Origin of the sequence: Methylibium sp., from assembly GCF_013817365.1 — a bacterium.
Classification (GTDB): domain Bacteria; phylum Pseudomonadota; class Gammaproteobacteria; order Burkholderiales; family Burkholderiaceae_C; genus Methylibium.
Map to the genome: position 1 here is coordinate 1 of NZ_JACDCU010000099.1, position 10,389 is coordinate 10,389.

A 10,389-nucleotide genomic window follows, 5' to 3' on the forward strand; every position below is an offset into this window, starting at 1 on the left:
GGGCCCATGCTAGCGTTTGCCCACTGCAGCTCCGGCCGACTTCACCAGCCGCCTCCCTCTCTTGGGGGAGGATTCGAAAAGACCCCTTCTGCAAGAATCCTTCGGCACTCGAAGAGGCTCCAATGCTTGCTGGCGATTGGTTCACCATCCATTTCCCCACCGTCCTGATGCTGTCGGCGCTGGTCATGGGCTCGGCCGCCGCCCTCATGAGTTTTTTCGGCGCCAACCAGCGCGTTTACCGGGGCTATGGATGGTGGGTGGCGGCGATGTGGCTCGCGGCGGCCGGCGGCGCGTTGGAGTGGCTGCGACCGGTATGGCCGGGCGCAGTGGTCGGTGCCAACCTGCTCGTACTGGCGTGGCCCGTGCTGGTCGTGACCGGCCTGCGGCGCTTCTACAACCGGGACCGTCTGCCTGCATCCGGCGCGGTAGACCTTCTGGCCCTGGGCCTGTGCTACCTGCCCTGGTTGGCGGCCTGGGCCAGCCCGGCTTTGCAACTCGGGCGCTCGATCACCTTCGCGGCAGCCTTGCTGGCCCTGCACCTGTACGCCGCCTGGTTCATTGCACGCCTGGAGGACGTCGGTAGCAGCCGAACGCTCAAGGCGCTGGCCCTCGTGATGATTGCGCAGGCGCTGGTGCCGCTGCTGGCCGCAGCGCAGCCGCTGATGACGGGCGCAGTCGCCGTGCCGGGCCATACTTTGCTCACACCGTGGGTGGTCCTGTCGACCATGGTGGCGATGTTGTTCACCGTGCACCTGTGTCTCGTGCTGACCCACGAGCGCACGGAACGCGACCTGCGCGAAACGCAGCGCCAGCTCCGCATACTCGCCGACATCGACATGCTCACCCAGGTGCCCAATCGCCGCCATTTCGAGGAACTGGCCGGCGCGGCCATCGGCGGCGCTGCGGCACGCGCGGTGCTGATGCTGTTCGACATCGATCACTTCAAGCGCATCAACGACAGCCTCGGTCACGCTCTGGGTGACGAGGCCTTGCGGCTGGTGGCGCGCTGCACTCGCGAGACGCTGCGCACACACGACGTGCTTGGGCGCGTCGGCGGCGACGAGTTCATGTTGCTGCTGCCCGGCGCCAACGTCGATGAAGCCTTGCTGGTCGCCGACCGCGTGACGACCCGGATCGACGAGGAGCACCGCAGCGGGCGCATCCCGCTGCACCTGAGCATGAGCTTCGGCGTGGTCGAGATCACTGCCGGCGAAACACTCGAGTCTGCGCAGCACCGCGCCGACCTGGCCTTGTACCAGGCCAAGCGCCAGGGGCGGCGCCGCGCCGTACAGGCGCATCAACGCAACGGCGACACGGTGTTCGAAGAAAGCCGCACGCTCGGTCTCGAGCCGCTTTAGGCAACACTGCCGCCCGCGCGGCGCGGCGCGGCACGCCGCACGACTTATCCCGGCCCACAGAAGCGCCAAGCCCGCACCCGTCGGATCTGCGGCTCGAGCGAACTTCGAAGTCAGCTCACCACGGCAGTTCGCCCTTGAGGAACAAACGAGCCTCAGGCGGCACCTCGCCATCGAAGAACTGCGCCGCCGGCAGATCGGCCAACACGCGGCCATGCTCGAGGTAGATCACGCGCTCCGCCAGCCGCTTGACCTGGCCGAGGTTGTGCGAGGCGATCAGCAGCGTCATGCCCTGCCCGGCAAACTCTGCCAGCAGCGCCTCGACTTCGCGCCTGGCACTCGGATCAAGACTCGCGGTCGGCTCGTCGACCAGCAGCACATCGGGCTGAAGCGCCCAAGCGCGTGCCAGCGCGAGGCGCTGTTGCTGCCCACCCGACAGCGCGCGGGCTGGCCGCCGCGCCTCGGACACGAGGCCGACCCGGTGCAGGGCCTCGACACATCGCGCCCGCCCAGCAGCGCCGCGCACGCCCGCCAGCCACAGACCCAGGCGCACGTTGCCCTGAACCGAAAGGCGCAACAGGAAGGGGCGCTGGAACAGCATTGCGAACCGAACCGCGCGACGAGGCCCGACAGCCCCAAGGCTGACGCTCGACGGCGCAGCGGCCGCTCTGCCCGCGATCACAGCGCTCGCCTGTCCCGCTGACTCCCGGAGCCGGACCCCACCGGCCGGCACCGCCCCTTCCCGACGAAGTCCGGCGTTGGGCTTCAACAGCCCATGCAAGACGCGCAGCAAGGTGCTCTTACCCGAACCGTTCGCGCCGACAAGGGCGACGCATTCGCCGGAGGCAATGCTCAGATCGATGCTGCGCAAGGCCACATGGCTGCCATAACTGAGGCCCACGCCTTCCAGTGTGATCAAGGGTTCAGCCACCCGCTGCTCCCACCGCCACCGCCCCGGGCGGCATTGCGCCCGGGGCGCCGCCTTCGGCTTGCCCATGCACCCGCGCCGACCAGCCGCGCAGCACGGCGATCAGCACGTTGAGCAGCAGCACCACGCCAAGCAGCACCATGCCCAGCGCGAGCGCCAGAGGCAGGTCACCCTTGCTGGTCTCCAGCGCGATGGCGGTCGTCATCACGCGGGTGTGCCCATCGATGTTGCCGCCGACGATCATCACTGCACCCACTTCGGCGATGGCCCGGCCGAAAGCGGCCAGCAGCACCGTCACGAGTGCCAGCCGCTCGTCCCATAGCAACAGCGCGCCGCTCATCCAGCGCCCGGCCCCAAGGGAGCGCAGCTGCTCGCCGTTGAGCTGCCAGTTCGATTCGACCGCCTCGCGCGTCAACGCGGTGACGATCGGCAAAACGAGCACCGTCTGAGCAATCACCATCGCCGTCGGCGTGAACAGCAAGCCCCAGGAACCCAGCGGTCCAGAGCGCGACAGCAACAAGTAGATCACCAGCCCCACGACCACGGCAGGCAGAGCCAGCAAGGTGTTCAACAACACCAAAAGGGCGCGTCGGCCGGGAAAGCGTGCCACGGCCAAGGCGGCACCGCCAGCCAGGCCGATGCCGGCGGCCAGCAGGCAGGCAGTGCCGCTCACACCGAGCGAGAGCGCCACGACCTCCCACAGTCGCGACTCGGCCTGCACGATCAGGGCAACCGCGGTATGCAGGCTTTCGACAAAAGTGTTCATGTGACGTTCAGACCCGAAGCTCAGCGCCGGTACGGCACACTGCAACGCCGTGATGCTAGATAGGCTCCTCCGCGGTAGCGATATGAACGACGATGCATAGCGACGATTCCCGCGCTCCGAATGACGCGAAAGGCAACGCGAGCGCATCTTCCGAGGCGCAGCGCCCGCAAGGCGATGCCTCTGCGGGCGCTGCACAGGGCGCCGACGCGTCGACGCGTGGCCCGCCCGTGCCCGACGCGGTTTTGCGACTGCCGCAACGCGTGGAACTCACGTACACCTTGGGCACCGAGCGCCCGCTCGGCGCGGTGCACCACCCGCTGTTTGCACTGATCGACGCGCTGCACCGGCACGGCTCGATCCAGTCGGCGGCTGGAGCCTTGGGTATGTCCTATCGCCACGTTTGGGGGGAACTGCGGCGCTGGGAGGCCCAACTCGGCCGGTCGCTGGTCGTCTGGAACAAAGGCCAGCCAGCGGCGCTGACGCCTTTCGGCGAAAAGCTGCTGTGGGCCGAGCGGCGCGCGCAGGCCCGCCTCGCGCCGCAGATAGAAGCCTTGCGCATGGAGCTGGAACGAGCGCTTGCCGACGCCTTCGACGACCGCATCGACGTGCTTTCCATCTGCGCCAGTCACGACCATTCCCTGCCGCTGCTGCGCGAACTCGCGTTGGCCGAACAACTGCACCTCGATCTGCAGTTTGCCGGCAGCCTGGAGGCGCTGCGAGCGCTCGACGCGGGGCGCGCGCAATTGGCGGGCTTTCATGTGCTCGACGGCGCGGCGCGCGGCTCGGTCAGTGCCCGCGCCTACAGAGCACGGCTCAAGCCGGGCCGCCACAAGCTGATCGGGTATGCACAGCGCGTGCAGGGATTGATGGTCGCACCCGGCAATCCGCACGAGGTCAGGTCGCTGCACGACATGGTGCGCCGTGAATTGCGGTGGGTCGGCCGCGCGGAATCTACCGGCACGCAGGTCCTGCTGAACGAGTTGCTCGAGCAGGCCGGCCTCGCGTCGCCGCCGCGTTTTGCGCTACTGGAACCCTCGCATGTGGCCGCCGCGCAGGCCGTGGCCAGCGGCGCGGCCGATGGCGCATTCGGCCTGCAGGCTGCAGCATTCGCCTCCGGACTCGACTTCATCGCGCTCGCGCGGGAGCGCTATTTCCTCGTCACCTTGAAAAGTACGCTGGAACAGCGTGCGATCAAACGCCTGGTCGCCTTGCTCGGTTCACCGGCGTGGGCACGAACGCTGGACGCGCTACCGGGCTACCAAGCCACCGAACCCGGCGCTGTGCTGGCACTGACCAAGGTCTTGCCTTGGTGGACTTACCGCGGCGCCCGCTGAGTTCCTCAGCGCTCGTTTTCTCGGCCCGAAGGCGTCTGTGCGTCGAGTCCGCGAGAAGGTGATTCGGGCATCTGGCGCTCGTCGTCCCGATGTTCAATGAGCTCCTCGATGAGCAGCCGTCCGTACTTCTGAGCCCGCTCCGCGTTGAAAGGCCGGACCACATCGGCGACGCGGCGGGCCTGATCGTCCGCCGAGGCCTTGACCACCAGCCAGTGAAAGCCCTTCTCCGCCAGCGCGCGATGCGCCTTCACCAAGTTCATTTCCTGACCGATGGACGCGAGCACGCTCGCATTTGCCATGTCTTCGTCAATCTGGGAGAGCATTTCCTGCGGCGTGTAGCGCACGACGTCGCTGCTGCCGAAACCGGCCTGGGCGAGCGCATCGGCAGCGCCTTTCATGTCCTTCGCTTCAGGGAAGGAAACAACAACGTGCCCCACGGGCTTGAAGACGCCGAACGCTTCGGGATGATCACTCTTCTTCATCGAGGCTCCTGTACTTTCGTTTGAAGATTCGGTCACCGCAGTACCACGGACAACCGCGCAGAACGGGCCGAGAAAACTGCTGTCTTCTGCGCATCGAAGGCAGCGCAACCCGCCACCTCTGCACCAAGCATCAGGCACCTGCAAACGGTCGACGGTGCGCTGACACACTCATCGGCGCTCTCGCCTGGCAGCCGCCATCCAGCACCTGACGTTCGCCCTCGACGGGCTGCGGCAAAGGGTACTCAATTTGCCGAAGCGCTTCGGGGGCGTGCTTTCGGCATTACGTATATGTCGGGTCCCCGTAAGTCGCGGCAGCTCAGCACCAACAGAAGTCCTCTGCGGGCACCCTTGCGTTAATCGCCGCGTGAGGACAGGTGTTGAACCGCACGCCAACTCAGGCCGATTCGGGGCGGTTTGACGAACAGCCGAACAGTGGTTCTTCACTGTGCGTCCCTTACGGACGGACTTGCCCATACAGTGCTCCGCGCGCCAAGTAGATGTTTGCCAACCCGAGCGCGACGAACGAGCGCGTGGCGTTCCTGACCAGCCCGCGGTAGCGCACCTTGTCGAAGCCCCACAGCCGCTTGACGACGCCGAACACATGCTCGACTCGCGCGCGGACCCTGGACTTGGCCCGATTGACCAGGCGCTCGAGCTCCTCGGTGTCGCTGCCCTTGCGCACCCGCTGGTTCGTCAGGTCCGCGGCCTTCGGTGCCTTGGATCGGATCAGTTCCTTGCGCGGGTGGCGTGAGTCTTTCGGCTTGCCATGGATGACGGTATCGACCTCGCGCTGAGGCGGGATTGCAGGTGCCCGATTTTCGAATCGAGCGCTGGACCGGTCGGCAACACCCGGTTTGCGTCGTCGTTCCGGTCATCAACGAAGGCCCGCGGATTCGGAGCCTGCTCAGCCGCATGGCGTCTCTGGGCGTGAGTCGCAGCGCAGACATCATCGTGTGCGATGGAGGCAGCACCGACGGCTCCCTGGACGCCGACCTCCTCGCAAGCCGTGACGTCCGCGGGCTGCTGGTCAAGACCGGCGCGGCAACTCGCGTCGCAGCTGCGGTGTGCCTATGCATTCGCCCTGGAACAGGGTTATCAGGGCATCGTCACCATCGACGGCAACGACAAGGACGATCCGCAAGCCATTCCCCGTTTCATCCTCGCCTTGTCCGACGGAGTCGATTTCGTGCAGGCCTCGCGTTTTGTCGCCGGCGGCAAGGCCGAGAACACACCGCTTTCGCGCGATCTGGCGATCGCCTCATCCATGCGCCTATGCTGACTTGGGCATCGGGCTTTCGCTGGACCGACACGACACAGGGCTTTCGCGCGTAAAGCCGTCGGCTTTTGCTCGACCCGCGCGTGGCACCTTTTCGGGACGTCTTCTCCGGCTACGAACTGCTTGCCTACATGTCGTACCGGGCCCCGAAGCTCGGGTACCGATGCATCGAATTGGCATCCACCCGCCGCTATCCGCCAGGAGAGGTGCCGACGAAGATCAGCGGCCTTCGCAGTAACCTGGCCCTCGTCGCCTGCATGCTCAACGCCTGTTTCGGACGCTACGACCCGGCCGCAGACGTGTCCTGCGTCCTCCGAGCGCGCTGGACGCCGGCCCCGGAGAAACCCGGCCGACACATCCGGGGACCGCCGCCACCAACACCGCGCCGGCAAACATCCGGGTTCGCGCTCACTCGATCGGCCTTGCACTGTCCAGGAGGTCGCTCTCGTTGACCCTTGCGCGTTCCTTGGCAACCAAGCGCTCGATGTGGGTGTCGGGGCTCGTATCAATGTCCTGCGCAGGAATGGCCCCCTGCTGCTTCATGGCACGTCCCGCCGGCGGGCCGGCTTTGACCGCGTTTCTCAGGAGGAGCGGCGCGGTCTCGTCGAAGCGCAGGCGATAGATGGGCTCCGGCAGCGCAAAGCCGGCGCGCTCCAGTGAAGACTTGGCTGCCTGGATCGCCAGACTGCGTGCTGTCAGGAAGTCCGTGTTGTCCTGGTCAATCCAACCGTAGAAGCGCAGCACGATGTTGGAGTCGCCCACGTTCTGGATCACGGCGGTGGCCGCTGGTTCGTCGATCACGAACTTGAGCGCGTTGACCGCCGCCAAGCCGACAGCCATGCCATCCACCGGATCGTCGGCCGCATCGACACCGAGATCGAAAGAGAAGCGGCGTTCGGCGTTGCGCGTGTAGTTGAGAATCACCGACTTGAAGACGACCGAATTCGGGATGCGCAAGTGATTGCCGTCCAGCGTCATCAGCACCGTCGCCCTCGACGTAAGGCGGATGACGCGTCCCTCGTGCCCTTCAATCACCACGTGATCGTTGGCGCGAAAAGGCTGGCGCAGGCTGAGCATCAAGCTCGAGACATAGTTGTCAACCGTGTCGCGCACCGCAAATCCCAGCGCGATGCCCACGACGCCCGCGCCGCCGAGCACGCCGCCGAGCAGCGCGGTCGCCCCGAGCACTTCCAGCATCGCGACCAAGCCGAGCACGATGGCGAAAAAGCGCATGAAGGTTGCGGCTATCTCGGCCAGAAATGGATTCGGCATGAGCCACCGCCACAGGCGGTCTACTGACGCCAGCAGATACCCGAACAAGATGATCACCAAGCCAATCGCCAGTGCGACGCCGATCAGCGGCAATGCTCGCACCAGACTTCTCAGATCTGCCTTGAACTGGCCGAGCGTCGGCGTGAGGCTGGTGGCTAATGTCAGGTCGCGCTCGAGATCGTTCTGGATGGTGACGACGCCGGACACACGTGAGGCGATCGCCTCCGCTCGCTTCACGTCGTCGGCGCTCGGCACCGTGCCGCTCAAACTCACCACGCCGGCCGACACCCCGACCTGAACGCTACGCATCTGCGGGATCTCCCAAAAGATGCTGCGGATGCGCGCGGCGATATCCTGGCTTTCAGTCGACGAGACTTTCGCGGCGATCGCCGACGGAGCGCTTGCAGCGGGCCCCGCCGGGGCATCCTGGGCTACCGACGGCGCGGCGCAAACGGCAAACAGCCACCCCGTCATGAGCAAGACCCGGACAGATTTCATGTGCGACCGTGCCGTCTCTCCGAAAAGTCCGAAAAAAAGCGCCGACAAGGCGCTTTTCGAGAGCAGCGCAACGGGTCAGCCATTGCGCTGTGGCAAAGGCGTCGCCAACCCTACTTTTGCTTCTTGTCCTGCATCTCGGCGCCACTTGCTGCGCTGCCCGACTGCACCGGGACCAGCACGATGAGCGTGCGATCGATGTCCGCCATCGTCTTCGGATCGTTGATGTCAGGCCACTTGTTCTTGTCGAAGGCGCCCTTGGCGTCGAGACGCGACTTGTCGATATCCCAGACGAGATCCTTCGACGCCGAGGTGTAGCGCAAGGCCTGCATGGGCACGGCCAGCAGCTTGTCGTTCAGGCTCCACGACTTGTCGAACTCGACGATGGCGTAACGGATCTTGCCGCTGCCCAAGTTGACGACCAGGTCCTCGACCTCACCGACGTCCTTGCCGTTGCGATCGTTGATGTCCTTGCCGAGCCAATCGCTGGCGCGACGCAGCAACTGGTTCTTCATCGGTTTGACGCTTGCGTCGGGGCCGAAGTAGCCGTCGACCTCGCTGCGATACTTCGGCGCGTTGAAGTCCGGGTACTCCTTGCTGTCGAAGCCCGGGGCCTTCTTCAGCCGCTCCTCGTCGATGTTGAGGATGACCTTGTCTTCGTTGCCGACCTGGCGGAATGCGCTGACGGGGTACGCGAAGAGCTTGTCGCCAAGCCCCAGAAAACCGCCGAACGAAAGAATCGCGTAGTACACGCGATCGTTCGTCACGTCGATGATCAGGTCCTTGATGTTGCCGAGATTTTGATCCTGCGCGTTGCGGACGTCGCTGCCGATCAGCTTTGATGCACGCATGTCACGGCTCGTCTGCGATGTCATGGAGCTGCCATGGAGCGGCATGGCGCCTGCCTTGGCCGGCTCAGCCGACCGCGCGGCAGGCAGGGCGAACACTGTCAGGAAAAGGGCTGCAATCAGATGCTTTTGAAACGGGACGGTCATGTTGGTTTCCTTAAAAGAAACGAGGTGATGAAGCAGTTGCCGGCCGCGGTCTGGCGAGCGACGCGGTGTTCATGGGCGCATCGATGACGGTCGTCAGCAGCTCCATCGGACAGGCTCGGGTCGATGCAGCCCCACCCGCCGGCGCGCCGAAGCTTGTGCCGTCTTCAAGGCTTGATCGACTGAACCGCCGATTGCACCTCGTTCAGGCGCGCCTCGGTCGGCTCGCCTTCCACGCGGGCGACGATCTTTCCCTCGGCGTCCAGGACGATGACGAATGCCTTGCGGCTATTGGTCGGAATGTTCAGTGCCTTCTCGAGGTCGGTCTCGGCGAGGATCCAGGTCTGGTCGTAGTAGCGCGCCGGGATCTTCTTCTTGGCGCGGCCGATGGCGTCGCTTTCGCTCATGAAGAACGGCAGGTCGATGGCGAGCACGTCGCGGACGCGAATCGCCTGCTGGTCGATGTTCTTGCGCAGCGCCTTGGCCCACAGGCGCGTGTCTTCGGCAGCCTCCTTGCTGGGCGTGACGATGAGGATCGTCGGCTGACCGATCAGTTTGTCGGCCGTCACCTTCTTGCCGCTCAAGGCCGTGGCCGTGAAGCTCGGGATGGGACTGGCGGCCGTTTGCGCGAATGCGCTCGAGGCACCCAGCAGCGCGACCGACACGATGAAAGTCTTGAACATGGCGTGCATTACCCGGAGAAGTTTTCGGTGTGCTGGCCTTGCCCCCTTAAGCGGTCCGAACAAAGCATGGCCATTCATTCATCCCATGGCTGTGCGCTGTTGCACGCAGATTGAATTTCGGCAGGCACTCCCCAGTCGGGCGCCGCGAACATGTCGCTCGACAAGGATAACGACGGGAGGCTCTCAAGGGCCGAAGCCAGGGAGAACGCCGACATCGATGGCAACTGGATCGAATGGCCAAGGAGGGCAAAGGCGCGATCAGCCGTTCCGAGTTCATGAGCAGCTCCTTGGTCGAACCGGGGCGCTGAGCGCTTCCAAAGGAGCGGCGACCCCGCCAGGTCATTCCTTCATCTCATTCGCGGCTTGCGGCCATGTTCACGCGTCACCACGCCGGCCTTCATCGGCACGACCCGCCCGGTGCGTCAACGCGGGCGCACGACGAATCGATCCTCGAATTCGATCGTCAGCGGCTCGTCGCTGCCTTCGGGCTGCGCGGTGATCCGGAAAGTGAAATTGCGCAGCGGGGCGAAGCCGAACGTGCCGAGGTAGGAGACGCGGCCGTTTGCGTCGACCCGGCGCATCTCGATGGTTTCGCTTTGACCGAGCAGGTTTTGCTTGACCGCGGTGACCCGGGCCGGCACTGTGGCCCGACGGCCGTCGCGGCGCTCGAGAATGACCAAGTTCAGCACGCCACGGTCGGGCGCACGCCGGATGCCGTGCCGCTCGGCGCTCACGGCAGGAAGCAGTTCGCTGCGGATCGCGTTGGCGCGCAACGTGTAACGCCCGCTTTCCGCCACATGCACTCC

At 65.3% G+C, this 10,389-nt stretch carries 10 protein-coding genes and 1 pseudogene; 3 read left to right on the forward strand and 8 right to left on the reverse strand.

Going from position 1 to position 10,389, the window contains the following annotated elements; genetic code table 11:
- Positions 1-122: 122 nt before the first annotated feature.
- Entirely contained in the window at positions 123-1,358 is a 1,236-nt protein-coding gene (locus tag H0W38_RS08315; protein ID WP_292452814.1) for a diguanylate cyclase, read from the forward strand.
- 115 nt (positions 1,359-1,473) lie between these two features.
- On the opposite strand, the gene H0W38_RS08320 is transcribed toward H0W38_RS08315, so the two are convergent.
- Both H0W38_RS08320 and H0W38_RS08325 read right to left on the reverse strand, forming a co-directional pair.
- The gene (locus H0W38_RS08320; RefSeq protein ID WP_292452832.1) at positions 1,474-2,256 is read right to left on the reverse strand and encodes a phosphate ABC transporter ATP-binding protein; all 783 of its coding nucleotides are present in this window, start codon (positions 2,254-2,256) and stop codon (positions 1,474-1,476) included.
- A 22-nt stretch (positions 2,257-2,278) separates the two neighbouring features.
- A complete protein-coding gene (locus H0W38_RS08325; protein WP_292452816.1) occupies positions 2,279-3,049 on the reverse strand; it encodes an ABC transporter permease in 771 nt (256 codons plus the stop codon).
- 227 nt (positions 3,050-3,276) lie between these two features.
- On the opposite strand from H0W38_RS08325, the gene H0W38_RS08330 reads away from it, so the two are divergent.
- Positions 3,277-4,383: a substrate-binding domain-containing protein gene (locus tag H0W38_RS08330; protein ID WP_292452818.1), complete on the forward strand. Its 1,107-nt coding sequence runs from the start codon at positions 3,277-3,279 to the stop codon at positions 4,381-4,383.
- Between the two features lie 5 nt (positions 4,384-4,388).
- Here H0W38_RS08330 and H0W38_RS08335 read toward each other — a convergent pair whose 3' ends face one another.
- Positions 4,389-4,865 carry a hypothetical protein gene (locus tag H0W38_RS08335; RefSeq protein ID WP_292452820.1) on the reverse strand — a complete coding sequence of 159 codons (477 nt, stop codon included), beginning with the start codon at positions 4,863-4,865 and terminating at the stop codon, positions 4,389-4,391.
- Positions 4,866-5,319: 454 nt separating this feature from the next.
- A pseudogene (locus H0W38_RS08340) lies at positions 5,320-5,640 on the reverse strand (transposase); the annotation flags it as partial.
- A 231-nt stretch (positions 5,641-5,871) separates the two neighbouring features.
- Here H0W38_RS08340 and H0W38_RS08345 point away from each other — a divergent pair.
- Entirely contained in the window at positions 5,872-6,144 is a 273-nt protein-coding gene (locus H0W38_RS08345) for a hypothetical protein (RefSeq protein ID WP_292452822.1), read from the forward strand.
- A gap of 405 nt (positions 6,145-6,549) precedes the next feature.
- On the opposite strand, the gene H0W38_RS08350 is transcribed toward H0W38_RS08345, so the two are convergent.
- The 4 genes from H0W38_RS08350 to H0W38_RS08365 all read right to left on the reverse strand — a co-directional run.
- The gene (locus H0W38_RS08350; RefSeq protein ID WP_292452824.1) at positions 6,550-7,911 is read right to left on the reverse strand and encodes a mechanosensitive ion channel domain-containing protein; all 1,362 of its coding nucleotides are present in this window, start codon (positions 7,909-7,911) and stop codon (positions 6,550-6,552) included.
- A gap of 110 nt (positions 7,912-8,021) precedes the next feature.
- A complete protein-coding gene (locus H0W38_RS08355; protein WP_292452826.1) occupies positions 8,022-8,759 on the reverse strand; it encodes a PRC-barrel domain-containing protein in 738 nt (245 codons plus the stop codon).
- Between the two features lie 308 nt (positions 8,760-9,067).
- Positions 9,068-9,583: a hypothetical protein gene (locus H0W38_RS08360; protein ID WP_292452828.1), complete on the reverse strand. Its 516-nt coding sequence runs from the start codon at positions 9,581-9,583 to the stop codon at positions 9,068-9,070.
- A gap of 422 nt (positions 9,584-10,005) precedes the next feature.
- On the reverse strand, positions 10,006-10,389 hold a 384-nt coding region (locus H0W38_RS08365), incomplete at its 5' end, for a DUF4426 domain-containing protein (RefSeq protein WP_292452830.1).